This window comes from Archangium violaceum, from assembly GCF_016859125.1.
In the GTDB taxonomy this organism is placed as follows: domain Bacteria; phylum Myxococcota; class Myxococcia; order Myxococcales; family Myxococcaceae; genus Archangium; species Archangium violaceum_A.
The window spans coordinates 11,600,635-11,619,157 of the sequence record NZ_CP069338.1 but is presented as its reverse complement, the minus strand read 5'-3'; the positions used below and the strand labels follow the sequence as shown (position 1 = coordinate 11,619,157).

Here is an 18,523-nt window from a genome sequence, read left to right as displayed (position 1 = left end):
GCTGGCGAAGGAGGGACTGGTGCAGGGAGCGCGAAACGTGAGTCCTCGGTCATTGATGTCGCGTGTGGAGATGATGCGCGCGGCCGCGGTGGTGGCCGTGGTGCTCGCGGCGGTGGTGGCGGTGGCGTGGCAGTTCGTCGAGCCGGCCCCTCCGCATACGGTCGTCATTGCCACCGGCTCCGCGAGCGGCGCGTACCACGCGGTGGCCCAGCAATACGCGGAACACTTCGAGGAAGCGGGGCTGGAGCTCGTCGTCCGGGAGACGGCGGGCTCGCTGGAGAACTACAGGTTGCTGGGCACTGCGGACTCCGGCGTCGATGTCGCCATCGTTCAGGGAGGCACGGCCCCCGCCGAGAAGGAGAAGCGGCGGGAGTTGGTCGCGCTGGCGAGCCTGTACCTGGAGCCGGTGTGGGTGTTCTACCGGGGAGAGCCCGGGCTCGAGCGGCCCGGTCAGCTGGCGGGCAAGCGCATCGCGGTCGGGGCGGAGGGCAGCGGCGTGCGGGCATTGGCCCTGGAACTGCTGGCCGCGGGCGGGGCGACGGGTGAGAAGTCCGGCACCACGCTCGTCAACATTGGCGGGGACAAGGCGGTGGAGGCGCTGCGAGAGGGCTCGGTCGACGCGGCCGTCTTCGTCATGGGGCCCACGGCGCCCTTCCTCGCCGAACTGCTGGCCACGCCCGGTGTGCAGCTGATGAATTTCGAGCAGGCCCACTCCTACGCGCGGCGGTTCCGGTACCTGTCACCCGTCACGCTGCACCGTGGAGCGCTGGACCTGGCGCGCGATCTGCCGGAGCGGGAGGTGCAACTGGTGGCGCCCGCGGCGGTGCTGGTGGCGCGCAAGGACGTGCATCCCGCCGTGGTCGCGTTGCTGACGGAGGCGGCGGACCAGACGCACCGGGGAGGCGATCTGCTCAGCGATCCCGGGACGTTCCCCAACGCCACGCTGACCGAGCTGCCCGTGAACGAGCAGGCGCGGTACTACCTGACGCACGGCCCGGACTTCCTGCGGCGCGTGTTGCCCTTCTGGCTCGCGGCGCTGATCCACCGGTTCGTCGTCCTGCTCATTCCGCTCTTCGTGGTGCTGGTGCCGCTGCTGAGGCTCACTCCGCCGGTCTACCGCTGGAGCATCCGCTCGCGCATCTACCGCTGGTATGCGCGGCTGCGAGTCATTGACGAGCGTCTACGGAGCATGACGGATGTCGAGCAGGTCCGGAAGGATCTGCTGCTTCTCGAGCAGCTGGAGCATGAGATTGGCGGCGTGAAGGTGCCGCTGAGCTACATGGACGAGTTCTACGATTTACGCATGCACGTGGGCTACATCCGCAACCGTCTGGAGGAGCGACTCACGACGTTGCCGGGAGCGCCTCGTGTCGAGGAGGGCGCATTGAAGGTGTCGTGAGGTCTCGCCGCTGAATGTGTCCAAAGCTTTGTAAAATCCGTTGTCCACTACACATTACCCGGTGGTGTTCGTTTGACGCTATGGAGTACCCACGCTCAGACTGTTCGTCATGGACACCGGCGCAATCTCCCAACGCCTCATTGCGTCAGGCCTCAGCCTGCTACTTCTCTCTTGTAGTGCTACCGGGTACGTGCCGTCTGGTCCATCTGGCTCCATGGATTTGTCCCGCTACGTGCTCATCATCCAAGAGGCCCAGGATGGGCAGATAGTTCATACATGGGAACCACTCAGCGGTTATGACTTATCCAAGCTTCCATACCTTGCGAGCAATAGCCGTTTCGAAGGACAGGTCGTTCGTGCCTCCTTCAACCGCGACTGCGAGGCTGAGCGCGATGGATGCGAAGAAATGTGCAGATCCAGCCTGAAGGGCCGTAATTGGACCCATGCAAGTGCTGGTTCCAAAAATTCCATATGTCGTGAGAAGTGCAGGCCGGCATATCTGGATTGTTGCAATCTCAGAGATATGGCCGAGGCCGGCGCACTTCGGATCAGCTTCTCCGTTGTCGACAGCGCAGTCGACTGGCTGAAGCAGCACCGTCGCGAGCTTCTGGTAGGCACTATTGTCGTCATCGCGGGCGTCGCTTTCGTCATCGCTAGTAGCGGAGCCGGGCTTCTGGTGCTCGCGCCAGCCGTCTTGCTGACTTCATCTAACGTCTCCTCCACGCACCCCTTCACTCAGGTGGAGCAATGACGAGCCTCTCTGCTCTTGTGAACGCACATCCAGTGATTGGGAGGCGTTGGACACAGGACCAACCTTCCGAGCAGGCACGAATTCTTGGCTTGGCACGAGACGCTCTGGATTTCATCTCCGCCACCGGCCAGCGTTACGGTTTTGAAGACTTCTTCAAGAAGCCCGGCTCCCTCCGCCCTTCTCATCAAGGTGAAAACGCGGAGCTGAAAGAACTCATGGGTAGGACGAAGCGCTTCTTCGAGAAGCTTCGCGATGAACCGGAATCTGCCGAGGAGTCGGCTCAGAGTCAGGCCATCCTCGACGCGATTCGCTACATCGAGTCAACCGGCCAGCAGGAGTCCTTCACGGCCTTTCAGGAGTACGTCGAGACCAACGCTCCTCCCTATGTAGTGGCTTCGTTTGACACGCGGGAGGAGGCGGAGGCCTGGCTTGCGAATCACCCGAACCCACCAGACCCCGCCAACGTGCTCATCGCGAACTCGTACCATGATGTCTTTTATGAGCGCGAAACGAACATCCGCCGCCTCCCGCGGAACCGTGCTCTCGAGTGGTATCTCGCCGAGCTTACGGAGAAAGAGCGCCCCGTTGCCGTGGCCTCTTTCGAGACACGAGAGGAGGCGGACACCTGGTGGAGGGCTCCGGCCGAGTCTTCGAGACGGGCTTGGGTGCGAGTGGGGGACGAGCTCCATCTCGCGGTGTATTACCCCAACATCCACCACCGGGCCCTGTTCCCTCTTTCCGTGGTCAGCAGTCCAGAAGAGGTGCGGCTTACTCCCCCAGGGTGATGGGGGCGGGCTCGTCCGAGAGCTACGCGTTGCTGGATACTCAAGGCGCCGTGAGTTCGACTCGGAGATTCTTGAGATCGCGAGCACCGCTTTGCACTTGGGTGGAGCGAATCATCTCAAAAGGAATGCCGATGATGCTCTGGCCATCGGTCCCGGTGTCCGGCTGTAGAGCGAGAAGTCGAGTACCTGTCTCGAGCTCGGCTTCATCCTGCCGGGAAATGCGGCCAACCAGAACGAATTGTCCCGAGCCCAAGCGGTGTACCTCGAAGGTATTCTGGGAAGTCCGCAGGGAGGTTGCCTTGGCGGTCGGGGATATATTCCAGGGTTGGATGAACGCGAGATGGCCCGGAGCCAGTTCCGTGAGCGCCATGGTTTCGGACGCCCTCGAGGATGGCAAGACAGTTGTGAGGGAACGCAATTCAGCGATAGTTCGCACGGGCCCTATCAAGGAAGGCCGGGGACGGGTGGGGCGGGGGTTCTGCCCGGAGGGTGGGGGTTGTTGCCGCGAAGGGGTTCCCACTCCTACCTGCACGTGCTGGACGGGGAGCTGAGTCCTGATATCGGGCTGCCTCGGGACGAGCAGTTTGTACGCCAGAGCGCCCGCGCCCAAAGCCAGAAGGGTGAAGAAGAAATTCCCTCGAGAAGAACCCGTCTTCCTGCTCCCGGGAGCGCCGTGGTCCTGGCTGGAGGAAGAAGCCTCGTTCGTGGTGGGCTTCGCGGGGGCCTCACGGTCTTCGTTCTCAGTCGAGGGCGACGCGAATTGGGCTGCGCTGAGTTTGGATAGGACTTCGAAGGCGAATGCGCTGGCATGTCTGGATGCGATATATTGCCATCCAGCTGCGTCGGACCCGGATTTCCCCTCCACCAGATCGGAAACGCCGCGAATCACGATCGCGTGTACACTCCTGTTGGCATCTGCGGCGACCATGAAGCCACTCCCCTCCATTTCCGCCGCCAGGGCATCATCGTAGTGCTCGCGGATGAATTGGTAATGATCTCCTTGCACGTCGGAGAGGAGTTTTTCGCCCGAGACAATGGGACCTCTCCATGCCCTGGGATGGAGCTCCGTTTGCCTGTCCTTGATTCGGCGCAGCCAGTCCTTGGAGCTTGATTCTTCGCGCGCTCGCTCGGAGAGAAGATGACTGCTGGTGACTCCTCTGGGCCTCGAGCGGAGTTTTCCGGCCTCCTTCCCCGATTCATAGTTGTAGACCGCGGATGCCGCGACGACATCTCCCAACACGACGTCCTTCAGTCCAGCGGCGACCCCGACGAAGAGCGCGACCTGGGGTTTGAATCTGCCAATGGCGCGTTCCGTCTGGGTCGCGGCGGGCATGTTGGTCGGCCCGGTCTCGACCACGAAGACCTCCCAACACCCATCTCGAGCGGCGAACAGGCCGCGCTTGTAGATGCTCCCCTGCTCGTGCACAACCTCCGATAGCTGCTCCAGGTGCGCACGCACCGCCCTCGATTCGACAGGCAGTGCGGTGATGATGAGTGCTCGAAGCCCTGGGGTTGACTGATGTCTCGAGGGTTGGGAGGGCATGGCGTGCTGGGAGGTCACGGAGCGGACCTCAGTTCTCTGCGAGGGTGATTCGGAACGTCATGGATTTCAGGGCCTGGGTCGGGGCAATGGTGAACTCCCTCTGGTCGGAGATGATCTCATCCTTGAGTTGCATCGTGAAGCTGGCCACGAGATCGTTCGAAGGCGTGAACGGATCGTAGTCGAAGACGACGATCTGTACGGATTCCTTCGTCAGGTCATGCAGGGTGGCGGTGCAGCCGAGGGTCGTCCATTCGGGCGCATAGCTCTCGGCGGCCGGGGTCGAGATGGCGTTGGGGGCGCTCGATGGCGGGCAGAGCAGGGACACGAAGACGTCGGGAGCGGAGTCATCGCCGATGTCCCAGCCCGAGCCGTTGGTATCCAGGGGGGTCACCTCGGCGCGTACCGCACTCACGGTCCACTTGCTCTGTGGGTTGCGCACACATTGGCCGGTGCTCGCGTCGCAGACGGTGTTCTGGCCGCATTGCTTGCAGAGATCCCCATTCAGTCCACACGCATTGGTGGTGGGGGTCGTCACGCAGGTTCCGTTGAAGCAACACCCCGGACAGGTCGAGGTGTCACACGAGCTCTGCGCGGTGCATTGCTGGTCGGAGGCGCAGATGAAGCCTGTTCCGCATTGCTTGCATTCTTCGCCGCCACGGCCACAGCCACCTACGGTGTTTCCAGTCTGGCAGACACCTTCCATACAGCAACCCGAGCAGGTTTCCGGGGAGCAAGGGGGCGGAAAATCACAACCCACGAAAAGGAAAAAGAAAGAAAGAGCGAAGAGATATCTGGAACCGCGAAACATGTTCCCCCTCGGAACGTGGGCTTCAAGTACTCCCAAGGAGAGCATGGTGCAGGCCGAGGGTGTCAAGACGGGGACCGTCCTCGGTTTCGACTGTCCGGGCTTCGTTTCGTCAGCGAGGTTGCTGCTCAAAAGGATCGTGTGGGCACGACATTGCCTGCCTGCCCGCCTCCACTGCGCTGCTCTCATGGCGGGTGGCACTTCGAGGCGGTATCCGATTAGATCGCGCACATGTCGGTGCTGACGATCAAGGAAGCGATCCCCAGGTTGCGGCAGGCCTACCAGGAGCGGCGCCTGATCCCCTTCCTCGGGGCGGGGTTCTCCGCGCCGCTCCAACTCCCCCTGTGGAAGGAGCTCATGGGGTGGATGGGTCAGGCGCTGGGCTTCGAGCCCGCGCTCTTCGAGGTCCACGGCCTGCCCCCGCATCTGGCCGGCTATTTCCACCTCGAGTACCCCGGGGGGCTCCGGGCGTTCGTTCACGAAATGGAGAAGAAGTTCCACGCGCCCGAGGTGGATGCGCGCCGCAAGAATTCCATTCAGCACCAGGCGCTGTCGCGCTGCGACTTCCGGACGATCTACACGACGAACTTCGAGCATCACATCGAAGAGGCCCTGCGCGACGCTGGGAAGAAGGCCGCGGTCCTGACCCGGCTCGAGGATTTCATGCGTCCCGTGGAGCCCGATGCGTGTCAGGTCATCAAATTCCATGGAGACCTCGCCCACCCCGACACGGTCGTGCTGACCGAGAGTGAGTTCTTCAACCGTCTCCGGCTGGAGGCCGCTCCCGACCAGCGGCTTCGCTCCGATCTGCTCGGCAATATCTTCCTCTTCCTCGGCTACAACTTCGGTGACACCAACCTCCGCTACATCTGGTACCGGATGGATCAGATGCGCCGCGAGAATCAGGCGCCGGGGACGCCCATCGCGCCTGATCAACGTTGTTACTGGGCGACCTTCGGCCACGGTTGTGTGCAGCCCAGGCTCCTCGAGCAATGGCACATCGACGTGATCGCCCTGGATCCGGATAACAAATCGAAGAGCGTCGTCGAGTTGCTCGACGCCCTGCATGTCTGAGGGGACGATGGTCATCTACTTCAGCTCGTCGAATCCGCGGAAGCACGAGGACGTGGTCCACTACTTCCGGGACAGCAAGAACCCGCCGCGCCTGCTCAGGCAGGAGGTGGCGGAGGTTCTTTCCTCGGACCTCGCCACCATCGTCCGCGAGAAGGCCCTCTCCGCGTACAAGCAGGCACTCGTGCCGCTCTTCGTGGAGCACGGGGGGCTCTACATCGAGCATTTCGCGGGCCTGCCGGGGCCGTTGGTGAAGCCGTTCTGGGAGACGCTCGAAGGCCGCATCTGCGAGTTGATTCCAGAAGGCCAGTCGCGACGGGCCCACGTGGTGCAGATGGTCTGCTACTGCGATGGCAAGACGTTCCAGACCTACGAGGGGCGCGTCGAGGGGAGCATCGTCCCCACCCAGACGGTCCGGGGTGGCATTCATTGGGAGCCGGTCTTCATGCCGGACGGCCACTCCAAGGTGATGGGCGAGATGACGCGCGATGAGAAGCTCGCCTGTAGCGGAAGCGCCAAGGCCTACGCCCAGCTCAGGAAGCTCCTCGGCATCTAATGAAAAGGCCCCAAACACTGAAAGTGCCTGGGGCCTGGACCGGGTTGTGCCGGAAGCCTGGCGGGATGCCCCGCTGCCTCAGGTCCCCGTGGGCGGAACGGGCGCCTTGCCGCCGCCGGACGCGCCCGTGTCCTGCGTCACCAGTCGCAGCTGGCCGTGGTTGGACACGAAGGAGGCGTCCACCTCGCGCTCCAGGTACGTGTAGCCGGACAGGCCTTCCTCGTACATGCGCAGCAGCTGGCGCGACTCGTCCAGCGTGAGGCGCCCGTTGCGCAGCGCCACCTCGGTGGACTTGCGCAGCTTCGCCACGAGGTCGTCCTTGTTGTAGCTCACGTAGTTGAGCACCTCGGTCACCGTGTCGCCCTCCACCACGTGGTCGATCAGGTAGCCGCCGTTGGGCGCCAGCGACACCTGCACCGCGTGCGTGTCACCGAAGAGGTTGTGCAGGTCGCCCAGAATCTCCTGGTACGCGCCCACCAGGAAGATGCCCAGGTAGTAGTCGTCGTTGTTGAGCGGGTGCAGCTCGAGCGCGTCCTTCACCTCGCGCTTGTCGATGAAGTGGTCGATCTTCCCGTCCGAGTCGCACGTGATGTCCGCCAGCACCGCGCGCCGCGACGGCCGCTCGTTCAGCCGGTGGATGGGCATGATGGGGAAGAGCTGATCGATCGCCCACGAGTCCGGCAGCGACTGGAACACCGAGAAGTTGCAGAAGTAGGTGTCCGACAGCTGCTTCTCCAGCGTCTCGAGCTCCTCCGGAATCTCGCCCGACTCCCCGGCGATCCGCATGATCTTGTGGCAGAGGGCCCAGAAGATGTTCTCCGCCATCACCCGCTGCTCCAGCGACAGGTGTCCCAGGGAGAAGAGCGTCAGCGTCTCCTCCTTGTAGTCCTGGGCGTCGTGGTAGGCCTCCAGCAGGTTCTTGTTCGTCACGTCCTTGAAGGTGGACAGGAGGTTGCGCACCACCGAGGGCGCCTTCTCATCCGCCTTGTCCGGCACGCTCACCGGATCGAACTCGCTGGTGCCCAGCACGTCCACCACCAGCACCGCGTGGTGCGCCACCACGGCGCGGCCCGACTCGGACACGAGGATGGGGTGCTGCACGCCCGCCGAGTCGCACGCCTCCATCACCGCGAACACCACGTCGTTGGCGTACTCCTCCGTCGTGTAGTTCATGGACGACGTGAAGTTCGTCTGCGAGCCGTCGTAGTCCACGCCGAGGCCGCCGCCCACGTCCAGGTACTTCAGCGGGGCACCCTGGCGCGCCACCTCCACGAAGAAGCGGCCCACCTCGCGCAGCGCGTTCTTCACGTTGCGGATGTTGGAGATCTGGCTTCCCAGGTGGAAGTGCAGCAGCTCGAAGCACGGCAGCAGCCCCGTCTCCTTCAGGAAGCCGATGGCGCTCATCAGCTCCGAGGAGGACAGGCCGAACTTGGAGCGGTCACCACCCGAGGCCTCCCACTTGCCCGCGCCGCGCGAGGACAGCTTCACCCGCATGCCGATGCGCGGCTGAATCCCCGTCTTGCGCGCCACCTCGGCGATGAGGGGCAGCTCTGAGGGCTTCTCCACCACGAGAATCACCTTGCGGCCCAGGCGGCTGAAGCGCAGCGCCGTCTCGACGTACTCCTCGTCCTTGTAGCCGTTGCAGATGACGAGCGCGTCCTCCTGGTCCAGCAGCGCCATCACCGCGAGCAGCTCCGGCTTGCTTCCGGCCTCCAGGCCGTAGGCGAACTGCTTGCCGGTCTCGACGATGGTCTCCGCCACGTACCGGTGCTGGTTCACCTTGATGGGGTACACCCCCTGGTACTGGCCCTTGTAGTTGTGGTCGGAGATGGCCTTGCGGAACGCCTGGTTCAGGTGGACCACCCGGTGGCGCAACACGTCCGTGAAGCGCAGCAGCAGCGGCAGGCCGATGCCCCGGCGACGCACCTCGTCCACCAGCTCCTTCAGGTCCATGCTCGGCGCAGAGGGCCCATCCGGATGGACACACACATGACCCTTGTCGTTGACGCCGAAGTAGGGCGAGCCCCAGTTGCGGATGCCGTAGGTGTCCTGGGCATCTGCGATGGTCCAACGGTGCTGAGGAGTGATCGAAGCCATCTGCGTTCCTGCTCTCCCGGTCAAGGGGTGGATGGTGTCCAACAAAGGACAGCGCGGGAAGTATCGGGAATCCCCCCGCCGTTCAACTCCTGGTTGAGGGGCGGCCGGCCAGACGACGGCGGCGGCGCCCTCCTTCTCCCTGCAATGGGTGGGCTGTCCTCCAGCGGATTCCTACCCTTCCCGTGAGGAGGTCCGGGAGCCCGCATGGAGCCAAGGGGAGGGTACATGGAGTCGTCCGCACGCAGGGACTCGCCGTTGATGACCCCAAGGGAAATCTACGAGCGGTTGGACAGATTCGTCATCGGCCAGGAGGCGGCCAAGCGGGCCGTGGCCATCGCCGCCCACAACCACCTGAAGCGGATTCAAGCGCGCCGCATGCGGCGCACCTCGCTACTCAAGAAGTCCAACATCCTGCTCATCGGGCCCACCGGAAGCGGGAAGACCCATATCGCCCGCAACCTGGCGGAGATCCTCTCCGTCCCGTTCACCACCGTGGACGCCACCGAGTACACGGAGGCCGGCTACTACGGGAAGGACGTGGAGGTGATGGTGGCGGACCTGCTCTTCAAGGCCAACCACTCGGTGGAGGACACCCAGCGGGGCATCATCTTCATCGACGAGGTGGACAAGATCGCCCGGCGCTCGCAGAGCGCGCGCAACGGCGCGGGGAGCCGGGACATCGGGGGCGAGGGGGTTCAGCAGGCGCTCCTCAAGCTGCTCGAGGGCCGCGAGGTCTTCGTCCCCATGAATGTCACGCAGGCGTGGAATCGCGGTGACTTCGTGCCCATCGACACCCGGGACATCCTGTTCATCTGCGCGGGCACGTTCTCGGACCTGCACGAGTACGGCGGTAGCGTCGAATCACGAGCCATGGGGTTCGGGGCTCAGGAGCCCCAGAAGGTCCGCAAGCGCATCACCACCAAGCAGTTGGTGGAGTACGGGATGCTCGCCGAGTTCCTCGGCCGTCTGCCGGTGGTGGTGCAGTTGGAGCTTCTCGGCGAGCCGGAGCTGCTGCGCGTGCTCACCGAGCCCCAGGACTCCATCATCCGCGAGTACCGGGAGCTGCTGGGGCTGGACGGCATCGAGCTGGATGTCACCGAGGACGCCCTGCGCGAGGTGGTCCGCTTCTCCATCGAGAAGGGTCTGGGCGCTCGCGGTCTGCGCTCCATCCTCGAGCACGTGATGTCGGACGTGATGTTCGAGGCGCCCGAGCACCGCCGCCATCAGTTCACCGTGGACCAGGGCTTCGTCCGCTCCCGCCTGGCGGGGCTGGAGTCCCACGTCGGGTTGGGGGCCTGAGCCCCCGGGCTCACTTGCGCTCGGAGGCCCGTGCCGCGGCCCCGAGTCGGGCCACGAACTGCGGATCCCGCAGGAGCTGGAGGATGAGGTCGCTGCGCAGCACCGCCTGCGTGTCGCCTCGCTCCATCGCCTCGCGGAGCTGCTTGTCCGCCAGGGCCTTCTGGAAACGGGGGTCCTGCTTGAGCGACTTGAAGGCCGGGTTGCCCGCCAGGCGCCGGGCCCGCTCGGGGTCGGTCGCCACCTGTCCCACCGTGATCATGTCCTTCACGGCGGAGAATTGCGTCATCTCGAAGAGGTTGTAGCGGCGCGCCAGTCCGAAGGACACCGAGTCCCTGGGCGACAGGCCCATGCGCTTGCCCGCCACCACGATGTATTGCTCGGCGAAGACGAGCGCGCTGAGCATGACGTAGGTGATGGCCACCACCTTCGCCCCGCCAAGCACGAAGCCGATGAAGCCATCCAGCGTCCGCTTGTCCGGATCCTTGCTCCACAGGAGCCGCTGGAGCAGGGCGGTGAGCGCGTAGCGCACGGCCACCAGCACGACGATGAAGACGAGCAGCGAGCCGGCGAGCGTGCCGATGAGCAGGGGCACGCCGCCGAGCGCGTCCGCCATCCTTGGCCCCACGTACGTGCCCAGCTTGCGCGAGACGAACCACGCCACCGCGAGCGCCACCATGTTGGCGATCTGCTTCGCCCCTCCGGAGATGGCGCCCACCACGGCGAAGAGCAGCACCAGTCCCAGGATGATCAGGTCGATGGTCACGCGGTTCCCCCTTCCGCCAGGTGTCCGTCAGCGGATCTTGAAGGCGTCGCCCTGCTTGCGTGCCTCTTCGTGTAGCACCTTCTGGACCTCGGCGAGCTTCTCCTTGTAGCGGGTGTTCGCCGGCTCATAGGTGAGCGCCATCTTCAGGTTGCGCTCGGCCGCGGACCAACGGCCCGCGTCGGCGTCCGCCGCGCCCGTCTGGTAGAACTGGCGCCCCTTGGGGTGCGTGCCGATCTGCTCCTCCACCTGACGCTTGGAGGCGGCGCGCGTCTCGGCCTCGGAGGTCTCGGTGAAGCGCAGCTTCTGGGCCCGCTCGGGTCCCGAGATGTTCGCCGTGTACTGCCGGCGCTTCGCGTCGTCCCTCAGCACGTAGTAGGCCTCGGTGACGCGCTTGTAGAGCTCGTTGACCCGGTCCTTGAGTTCCTTGTTCGACAGGTGGAAGAAGCGGTCCGGGTGGTAGGTGCGGCTCTCCCGGTAGAAGGCCTTCTTGATGTCCGCGGGCGCCGCCGTCCGCTCCACCATGAGGACCTCGAAGTAGTCCTGCTGGTCGAGCTTCGAGCAGCGCTCCCACAGCTCGGCGAGCTGGGTCGGGTCCAGGTCCTTCCCGGTCGAGGGATGCGGCGGGGGCGGAGGTTGGACCGCGGCGGGGGGCGGCGGAGGCGGGACGACGGGGGCGGCTCCGGACGGAGGGCGCACCGGTGTCCCCGCGGGGGCGATGGCGGGCACCATGGGCGCCACCGGGGGCACGAGCGGCGCGACGGACGGAGCCACGGACGCCACGGCGGGCACTCCCGGTGGACGTGGCGCACCCGGCGGAGGCGGCGGCTGGATCGCGGCGGGCGGGGGAGGGGGAGGCTGGAGCGCACCGGCGGGAGGCGCCGGAGGGCGGACCGGGTTGCTTCCGGAGGGAGGACGCACGGGCGTCGACCCGGGAGGCGCCACGGCCGGGAGCGAGGTCGTGGGCCGGACGACGGGGCGCGCTCCGGAAGCGGGGGCGGGCGGCACGGCCCCCTGCGCTGGGGCGGGAGGCGGACGGGACGGCGGGGCCGCTGTCAGCGGATGCGGCGGGGGAACGCCGGGTGTGGGAGGCCGCGTGGTGGGCGCAACGCTCGGGAGCGCGGTCGCGGTGGGGCGCGTCCCGGCGGGCGTCCCCATGGGGCGCTGAGCCTGGGGCGCACCGGGAGGCGGGGGGGGCACTCCTGGCACCGTGGGCGCGCCGGGTGGCACCGCGGGGCGGGCTCCGGACGGCGCGGCCGGAGGCGCACCGGGTGCCGGAGGCGGACGGGCCACGGCCGGGGCACCGGGTGTCGCGGGCGCACCGGGCACCGCCGGACGGACTCCAGAGGGCACGGCGGGCACTCCCGCCGCGGTCGGACGCTGCGGGGGCTGGCCCGGGGCCGCGGTCACGGGAGGACGCACGGGGGCCGGGGCGCCAGGAGCAGGCGGGGCGCCAGGGGTGGACGGCCGGGCCGGAGGCACGGCGGGTGCGGCGGCCGATGGAGTCGCCCGGGAGCCCGGTGTGGCGGGCTGGCTCGGTGCCGGAGGGGCGGGGGGTTTACCGGCGCCATTCTGGGGAGGCTGGGACATCGCGCTGGTCTATCTCCGTCGGCTGGTGGCGACGGCGGGCAGGTCACCCCCATCATGACCCGCGAGTTGGATCTGCTTGTTGCTCTGCATGGAGCGCTGGATGTCCGCCTCCGACATGCCCGAGGACATGGTGAGCGTGGTGGACGTCTTCTGCCCCGTTTCCTGATCCGTCGCCGATACGTTCAACAGGCCGTCGGTGTTGATCTCGAACGTCACGTCGATCTTCACCTCGCCCCGGTAGCCGATGCGGAAGCCCGAGAACTCGAACTCGCCCAGCATCTCGCACTCGTCGGCGCGGTTGGACTCGCCCTGGTAGACGCGGATCTTCACCTTCTCCTGACCGTCGCGGCTGGTGGTGAAGGTCTTCGAGCGGTCGATGGGGACCGGGGTGTTCTTCTCGATGACCTTCTCGGTGTAGCCGCCCACCGTGCCGATGCGCAGCGACAGCGGCGTCACGTCCACCAGGAAGGTCTCCGTGGCCGTATCCAGCAGCGCGTTGGCCTGGAGCGCCGCGCCCATGGCCACCACCTGGTCCGGATTGATGCCCTCCTTGGGCTCCTTCTGGAAGTAGTGGCGCACCGAGTTGCGGATGATGGGCAGGCGCGTGGGGCCACCCACCAGGATGACCGCGTCGATGTCCGCCGCCGTCATGCGCGCGGACTGCAGCGCCTCGTCGCACACCTTGAAGGTGCGCTGCACCAGGTCCATCACCATCCGGTTGAACTGGTCCTGGGTGATCCGGCCCGTCAGGTCCAACACCTTGCCGCTGGCGTCCTGGCAGATGCCCTCGCAGAGCACGTCCGCCACGCCGTGGCTGCCCACGTCGATCTTCGCCCGCTCGGCCGCGTCCTTGAGCATCTGCAGGCAGAACTTGTTCTGCCGCAGGTCCAGGCGCGTGCGCTTCATGAAGTCGTCCGCCAGCCACGTCATGATGCGGTCGTCGAAGTCGTCGCCGCCCAGGTAGGTGTCACCGGCGGTGGACAGCACCTCGAAGACGTCCTTGCCGATCTCCAGGATGGAGACGTCGAAGGTACCGCCGCCCAGGTCGTACACCACCACGCGCTGGTTGACGTCCCGGCCGAAGCCGTAGGCGAGCGCCGCCGCGGTGGGCTCGTTGAGGATGCGCAGCACCTCCAGCCCGGCGATGCGGCCCGCGTCCTTGGTGGCCTGGCGCTGGTTGTCGTTGAAGTAGGCGGGCACGGTGATGGCGGCCTTCGTCACCTCTCGGCCCAGGTACGTCTCCGCGATGGCCTTCATCTCCTTGAGCACGAGCGCGGAGATCTCCGGCAGCGAGTACGTGTGCCCGCGCACGGCGATGCGCACCGAGTTGTTCTCGCCCTCGACGATCTGGTACGGCATCACCGCCTGGGCCTTCTTCACCTCGTCGGAGAAGTAGTAGCGCCCGATGAGCCGCTTGGCCGAGTACACCGTGGACTCGGCGTTGGTGATGATGTTGCGCTTGGCCGCGTTGCCCACCAGCACCGAGCCGTCCTCCAGGAAGGACACGCACGAGGCATGGGTCGTCTCTCCCCACTCGTTGGGGATGACGAACGGCTGACCGTCCTGCACCACGGACACACACGAGGTGGAGGTGCCCAGGTCGATGCCGATCGCGATGTCGTCCGACATTCCGTCTCCGGTGTAGCCAGGGAGGGCCGTTGAAATCCCAACCCTCGGGAAGGCGCCGGGATGTTAGGCACCTCGCTCTCGGGCTGTCAAACGTTCCGTTTGGGTAAATCCCAATCCTTTCAAGGGGTTGGCAGGACTGGCTGGGGCCGCGAGGTCGGCTTGAGTGGCCCGGAGGGCGGCATTATCTATGGAGGAAACAAGGGGGTTTGTCTCATGTCCGTCGTGCTGGCCGTCCTGACGTCCGATCCGAACCTGGTGCGGTGCGAACTGCATCGGCTGGAGGGGCAGGTCTCCCTTCAGGGAGAGGAGGGGCGGTCCAACGCCGTGGGTATTGGCGCCTACGCCCAGGACGACGTCCTCCTCCGCCGGTTTCCGCGCGACGCGGACCTGACCCTGGAATCGCTCGCTCCGCTGCACGAGACGGAGGCGCTGCTCTTCCATGGGCGGCGTCTGCCCGTGGGGCTGTCGCTGGAGGAGAACACCCAGCCGTTCCGCTCGCGGCGTTGGCTGTTCGCGCACCAGGGGAGTCTCCAGGACTTCTCCAGCCTCCGCGCGGGGCTGCTGGACGAGGTGCCGGACTTCCTCAAACGGCAGATCCGCGGGGAGACGGACAGCGAGGTGGCGTTCGCGCTCTACCTGAAGCGGCTGTGGGAGTCGGGGCACTCGGATGACCCGAGGCTGCCGGCGGAGATGGCGGGCAGGCTGCTGGCGGACACGGCGCGGGCGCTGTCGAAGGCCTCGGCGCAGGCGGGAGCCGCGCGCACCTCCACGCTCAACTTCGTGGCCACCAATGGCTACCTCCTGGTGGCCACGCGCCTGGGCACCCAGCCCCTGTACTACACGCGGCTGGAGGGCACGGATCGCTGCGAGGTGTGCGGCATCACCCCCGGCATGCCCGACACGAAGCCGGGCGTGGTGGCGCACCGGCGCAATCACTCGGTGGTGGTCGCCTCGCACCTGAAGCGCCCGGCGGGCTGGGTGGAGCTGACCGAGGGCACCACGCTGGCGGTGGATTCGGACCTGCGGGTGCGCCACCTGACGCCGTAGTCAGACGCCGAAGAAGGACACCTCGAGGAAGCGCACGAAGAGGTTGCAGGCGGCGTGGAAGAGGGCGGCGCCCACCACGCTGCCCGTGCGCTCGCGCATCCAGCCGAAGAGCAGGGCGGGGAAGAAGACGGACAGGCGCCACACCTGGAAGATGGCCAGGTGGCCGAGCGCGAAGAGCAGCGCCGTCAGCCAGAAGGCGGGGCCCAGCCGCACGCCGAGGAAGCGCCGCCCGTGGGGCCAGGCGTCCCGCAGGCGCGCCTGCATGTAGCCCCGGTAGAAGAACTCCTCCGGCAGGGCCACCACGAAGAGCTGGTCCACCACCCACTCCCCAAAGCGGGGCGGCAGCCGGGGGGTGAAGTGCGCGCCGCCTCGGAAGGGGGCCAGCAGGCGCGCCAGCTCCGGAGGCAGGTGTTGCAGCACCTCGGTCCACAGCGCGAAGGCCCCGAAGAAGAGGGGGAACACCACCGCGCTCATGATGAGGAAGAGGCGAACGTCCTCGCGCCAGGTGCGCGGGGAGAGCCCATAGTCGCGGTAGTCCTCGCCGCGCCAGCGCATGGGGATGAGCGGCAGGTAGAGGAAGCCCACCGTGGCCACCAGCTTGGGGATGCCGGAGCCTCCGAAGAGGAGGAAGGCGATGATGATGCCCAGGAAGCCCAGCCCCCACAGGCCCACCACCTCCTGCACGGCATTCGGACGCCAGGGCGTGGCCGCGGAGGCGCTCACGGCGTGGCCACCTTCGTGCTGAGCTGCTGACGGACGACCTCCAGGGACAGGGCCCGGCAGCCGCGTCCCTTGCGCTGGACCGATACCGCCACCAGCCGGCCGGTGGTGTCGAAGAGGGGACTGCCCGGGGGCAGCGCCAGGTCCACGTCGAAGAAGGGCTCGGGGGCCTTGCGCGCCAGGGCCGCCGCCGGCTTTTCCTTCCTCCGGCCTCGTCCGGGCACGACGCCGATGAGCCACTGTCCGACGGGGTTCCCGGCGGACACGCGCACGGGGACGGCGGGGTACTCACCCGTTGGCGCGGCCACGACCGCCACCTTCAAGTACGCGTTGGCGAGCACCACCGTGGCCGGCAGCGTCTGCCCTTCGTACTCCACCTGCGCGGCGTCCAGGCTGACGTGGCGCACCGAGGTGAGCACCTGCCCCTCGGTACCCACGATGACACCCGGACCGGTGCCGCGACTCCCGTGCACCTTCACCACGGAGCGCTCGTGCATGGCCAGGACCTTCCGGAGATCGGCCAGGGTGGGGCGATCCTCGGCGGAGGCGCGGGAAGTGAGCAGCAGGAGGACGAGCGGGAGCAGGCGGCGAAGCAAGGCGCGGGGAGCCTAGCACCGGTGCTGGCCCGCGTCAGGCGGCTCGCTGCTTCCGGAGGGTGGAGATGAACTGCTCGGCGGGCAGGGTGTTGAGGATGTCTCCCCGGCGGGCCCAGCCCCGGCGCGCGGTGGCCACCGCGAAGGCCAGGTTGCCCAGGTCCGAGGCCCTGTGCGCATCACAGCTCACCACCAGCTTCACCCCGCGTTGGAGCGCCATGCGCACGTGCTCGGTCTTCAGGTCCAACCGCTCCGGCTTGCCGTTGACCTCCACCACCACGCCCCGCTCGGCGGCCTTGTCGAGCACCGCCTCCATGCGCACGGGGTAGGGCTCCCGGTTCTGGATGAGGCGCCCGGTGGGGTGTCCGAGGATGTGCAGGTGCGGGTTGTCGAAGGCCTGCAGCAGCCGGCGCGTCATCTGCTCCTCGTCCATGCCGTGGCGCACGTGGATGGAGCCGATGACCACCTCGAGCTTCTCGAGCACGCCATCCGAGTAGTCGAGCGCTCCACTCTCCAGGATGTCCACCTCGATGCCCTTGAGCAGCCGCACGCCCTTGACGGTGTCGTTGACGCGGTCGATCTCGTCCCACTGGCGGCGCAGGTCGTCCTCCTTGAGGCCTCCGGCGTAGATGGCCGCCTGGCTGTGCTCGGTGACGGTGAGGAACTCCAGGCCCAGTGCCTGGGCCGCGCGCGCCATCTCCTCCAGCGAGTTCTTCCCGTCGGACCAGGTGCTGTGGGCGTGCACGGCGCCCTGGATGTCCTCCATCGTGATCAGATCCTCGGGCAGCCGGCCCTCGAGCGCGGCCTCTAGCTCTCCCGTGTCCTCGCGCAGCTCGGGCGGGATGTACTGCATGCCGAGCAGCCGGTAGAGCGCGACCTCGTCGGGCACGTGCAGCTTGGTGCCGTCGTCGCGGTGGATGCCCCACTCGGAGATCTTCAGCCCCCGCTCGTGGGCGAGCCCGCGCAGCCGCACATGGTGGGCCTTGGAGCCCGTGAAGTGATGCAGCGCGGTGGCGAAGTCCTCGTCCGGCAGGACGCGCAGGTCCACCTGGAGATCCTTCTCGTGCAGCCGCACCGAGCACTTGCTCTCGCCCCGGCCGATGACGTGGGCCACCTCGGGCGCGCGGGAGAAGGCATCGAACACCGCGCTGGCATCCGGCGCCGAGGCGATGAGGTCCACGTCCCCGACCGTCTCCGCGCGCCGGCGCAGGCTGCCTCCGACGCTCGCGCGGATGACACCGGGCGCGGTCTTGATGGACTCGAGCAGCCGCTCGGCCACGGGCATGACCTCTCCGAGCAGGCGCCGGGGCGTGCGGGTGCGCCGGTACAGCTCGAGTCCGGCGAGGATCTTGGCCTCGCTCTTCTCACCGAAGCCCGGGAGCTGGCGCACGCGGCCCTCGCGGCAGGCCTTCTCCAGCGCGTCCACTCCGTCCACTCCGAGCTGGCGCGCGAGGACCAGGGCCTTCTTCGGGCCCAGGTCGGGCACCTGGACGAGCGCCAGGACGCCCGGGGGGAACTCGGCGCGCAGGGTGTCGTAATAGGCGAGCTTTCCGGTGGTGAGCAGCTCGGAGACCTTGTCGGCGATGGCCTGACCGATTCCCGGGAGCTCCTGCAGGCGGCCTTCGCGCACGAGGGCGCCGAGATCCTCGGAGAGGCCGGCGATGCGGTCGGCGGCGGTGTCGTACGCGCGACTGCGGAAGGGGTTCTCCCCCTTCATCTGGAGGAGGAGCGAGATGTCCCGGAGGACCTGGACCACGGCGGTTTTATCGGGAGTCGTCACGGGGGGAAGTTAATGCCCACGGAATGGGGGTGCAGGCGAGCGGAAACGTGAGGTCCGCGTGAGAGACTTCCCCAGGCCCGGCCATGTCGGGATACAAG

At 66.8% G+C, this 18,523-nt stretch carries 16 protein-coding genes; 7 read left to right on the top strand and 9 right to left on the bottom strand.

The window, feature by feature from the left end; translation table 11 throughout:
• The first annotated feature begins 37 nt into the window (after window positions 1-37).
• The 3 genes from JQX13_RS49015 to JQX13_RS49005 all read left to right on the top strand — a co-directional run bounded on the left by JQX13_RS49015 (window position 38) and on the right by JQX13_RS49005 (window position 2,935).
• Window positions 38-1,399, top strand: a complete 1,362-nt coding sequence (locus tag JQX13_RS49015; protein ID WP_203406264.1) for a TAXI family TRAP transporter solute-binding subunit — start codon at window positions 38-40, stop codon at window positions 1,397-1,399.
• 232 nt (window positions 1,400-1,631) lie between these two features.
• The gene (locus tag JQX13_RS55055) at window positions 1,632-2,150 is read left to right on the top strand and encodes a hypothetical protein (RefSeq protein ID WP_239014329.1); all 519 of its coding nucleotides are present in this window, start codon (window positions 1,632-1,634) and stop codon (window positions 2,148-2,150) included.
• On the top strand, window positions 2,147-2,935 hold the full coding sequence (locus tag JQX13_RS49005; RefSeq protein ID WP_203406263.1) for a hypothetical protein: 789 nt from the start codon (window positions 2,147-2,149) through the stop codon (window positions 2,933-2,935). Before JQX13_RS55055 ends, JQX13_RS49005 begins: the two co-directional genes overlap by 4 nt.
• Window positions 2,936-2,975: 40 nt before the next feature.
• On the opposite strand, the gene JQX13_RS49000 is transcribed toward JQX13_RS49005, so the two are convergent.
• Both JQX13_RS49000 and JQX13_RS48995 read right to left on the bottom strand, forming a co-directional pair.
• Complete coding sequence (locus JQX13_RS49000) at window positions 2,976-4,394, bottom strand: 5'-methylthioadenosine/S-adenosylhomocysteine nucleosidase (protein WP_203406262.1); 1,419 nt, start codon at window positions 4,392-4,394, stop codon at window positions 2,976-2,978.
• 112 nt (window positions 4,395-4,506) lie between these two features.
• A complete protein-coding gene (locus tag JQX13_RS48995; RefSeq protein ID WP_203406261.1) occupies window positions 4,507-5,013 on the bottom strand; it encodes a hypothetical protein in 507 nt (168 codons plus the stop codon).
• A 501-nt stretch (window positions 5,014-5,514) separates the two neighbouring features.
• On the opposite strand from JQX13_RS48995, the gene JQX13_RS48990 reads away from it, so the two are divergent.
• Together JQX13_RS48990 and JQX13_RS48985 are read left to right on the top strand one after the other, a co-directional pair.
• Complete coding sequence (locus JQX13_RS48990; protein WP_203406260.1) at window positions 5,515-6,357, top strand: SIR2 family NAD-dependent protein deacylase; 843 nt, start codon at window positions 5,515-5,517, stop codon at window positions 6,355-6,357.
• Window positions 6,350-6,910, top strand: coding sequence for a non-canonical purine NTP pyrophosphatase (locus tag JQX13_RS48985; RefSeq protein WP_239014328.1), 561 nt, complete (start codon window positions 6,350-6,352; stop codon window positions 6,908-6,910). The genes JQX13_RS48990 and JQX13_RS48985 overlap by 8 nt, the downstream gene beginning before the upstream one ends.
• 78 nt (window positions 6,911-6,988) lie before the next feature.
• Here JQX13_RS48985 and speA read toward each other — a convergent pair whose 3' ends face one another.
• On the bottom strand, window positions 6,989-9,007 hold the full coding sequence (speA, locus tag JQX13_RS48980; RefSeq protein WP_203406259.1) for a biosynthetic arginine decarboxylase: 2,019 nt from the start codon (window positions 9,005-9,007) through the stop codon (window positions 6,989-6,991).
• 225 nt (window positions 9,008-9,232) lie between these two features.
• On the opposite strand from speA, the gene clpX reads away from it, so the two are divergent.
• The gene (gene clpX / locus JQX13_RS48975; RefSeq protein WP_203406258.1) at window positions 9,233-10,306 is read left to right on the top strand and encodes an ATP-dependent Clp protease ATP-binding subunit ClpX; all 1,074 of its coding nucleotides are present in this window, start codon (window positions 9,233-9,235) and stop codon (window positions 10,304-10,306) included.
• A 10-nt stretch (window positions 10,307-10,316) separates the two neighbouring features.
• Here the strand turns inward: clpX and JQX13_RS48970 are convergent, their stop codons facing one another.
• The 3 genes from JQX13_RS48970 to dnaK form a co-directional block, all read right to left on the bottom strand.
• Complete coding sequence (locus JQX13_RS48970) at window positions 10,317-11,069, bottom strand: CvpA family protein (protein WP_203406257.1); 753 nt, start codon at window positions 11,067-11,069, stop codon at window positions 10,317-10,319.
• A gap of 27 nt (window positions 11,070-11,096) precedes the next feature.
• Window positions 11,097-11,849 (bottom strand): J domain-containing protein, encoded by a 753-nt coding sequence (locus JQX13_RS48965; RefSeq protein ID WP_239015519.1) that lies wholly within the window; start codon window positions 11,847-11,849, stop codon window positions 11,097-11,099.
• 816 nt (window positions 11,850-12,665) lie between these two features.
• Window positions 12,666-14,285: a molecular chaperone DnaK gene (dnaK, locus tag JQX13_RS48960; RefSeq protein WP_203406256.1), complete on the bottom strand. Its 1,620-nt coding sequence runs from the start codon at window positions 14,283-14,285 to the stop codon at window positions 12,666-12,668.
• Between the two features lie 213 nt (window positions 14,286-14,498).
• Between dnaK and JQX13_RS48955 the strand changes: the two genes are divergently transcribed.
• Entirely contained in the window at window positions 14,499-15,332 is an 834-nt protein-coding gene (locus JQX13_RS48955; RefSeq protein WP_203406255.1) for a class II glutamine amidotransferase, read from the top strand.
• Here the strand turns inward: JQX13_RS48955 and mrtX are convergent, their stop codons facing one another.
• Genes mrtX through polX form a run of 3 tightly spaced genes read right to left on the bottom strand, consistent with a single transcriptional unit; the run spans window position 15,333 to window position 18,362 of the window.
• On the bottom strand, window positions 15,333-16,055 hold the full coding sequence (gene mrtX / locus JQX13_RS48950) for a myxosortase MrtX (protein ID WP_203406254.1): 723 nt from the start codon (window positions 16,053-16,055) through the stop codon (window positions 15,333-15,335).
• Entirely contained in the window at window positions 16,052-16,648 is a 597-nt protein-coding gene (locus JQX13_RS48945; protein WP_203406253.1) for an MXAN_2756 family trypsin-like serine endoprotease, read from the bottom strand. Before JQX13_RS48945 ends, mrtX begins: the two co-directional genes overlap by 4 nt.
• A gap of 34 nt (window positions 16,649-16,682) precedes the next feature.
• Entirely contained in the window at window positions 16,683-18,362 is a 1,680-nt protein-coding gene (gene polX, locus JQX13_RS48940; RefSeq protein ID WP_239015518.1) for a DNA polymerase/3'-5' exonuclease PolX, read from the bottom strand.
• Between the last annotated feature and the right edge of the window lie 161 nt (window positions 18,363-18,523).

Excerpts from the sequence above, each read along its gene's own strand:
- JQX13_RS49005 (WP_203406263.1), top strand. The coding sequence starts at position 2,147 with ATGACGAGCCTCTCTGCTCTTGTGAACGCACATCCAGTGATTGGGAGG.
- JQX13_RS48990 (WP_203406260.1), top strand. The coding sequence starts at position 5,515 with ATGTCGGTGCTGACGATCAAGGAAGCGATCCCCAGGTTGCGGCAGGCC.
- JQX13_RS48985 (WP_239014328.1), top strand. The coding sequence starts at position 6,350 with ATGTCTGAGGGGACGATGGTCATCTACTTCAGCTCGTCGAATCCGCGG.
- speA (WP_203406259.1), bottom strand. The coding sequence starts at position 9,007 with ATGGCTTCGATCACTCCTCAGCACCGTTGGACCATCGCAGATGCCCAG.
- clpX (WP_203406258.1), top strand. The coding sequence starts at position 9,233 with ATGGAGTCGTCCGCACGCAGGGACTCGCCGTTGATGACCCCAAGGGAA.
- dnaK (WP_203406256.1), bottom strand. The coding sequence starts at position 14,285 with ATGTCGGACGACATCGCGATCGGCATCGACCTGGGCACCTCCACCTCG.
- JQX13_RS48955 (WP_203406255.1), top strand. The coding sequence starts at position 14,499 with ATGTCCGTCGTGCTGGCCGTCCTGACGTCCGATCCGAACCTGGTGCGG.
- polX (WP_239015518.1), bottom strand. The coding sequence starts at position 18,362 with ATGAAGGGGGAGAACCCCTTCCGCAGTCGCGCGTACGACACCGCCGCC.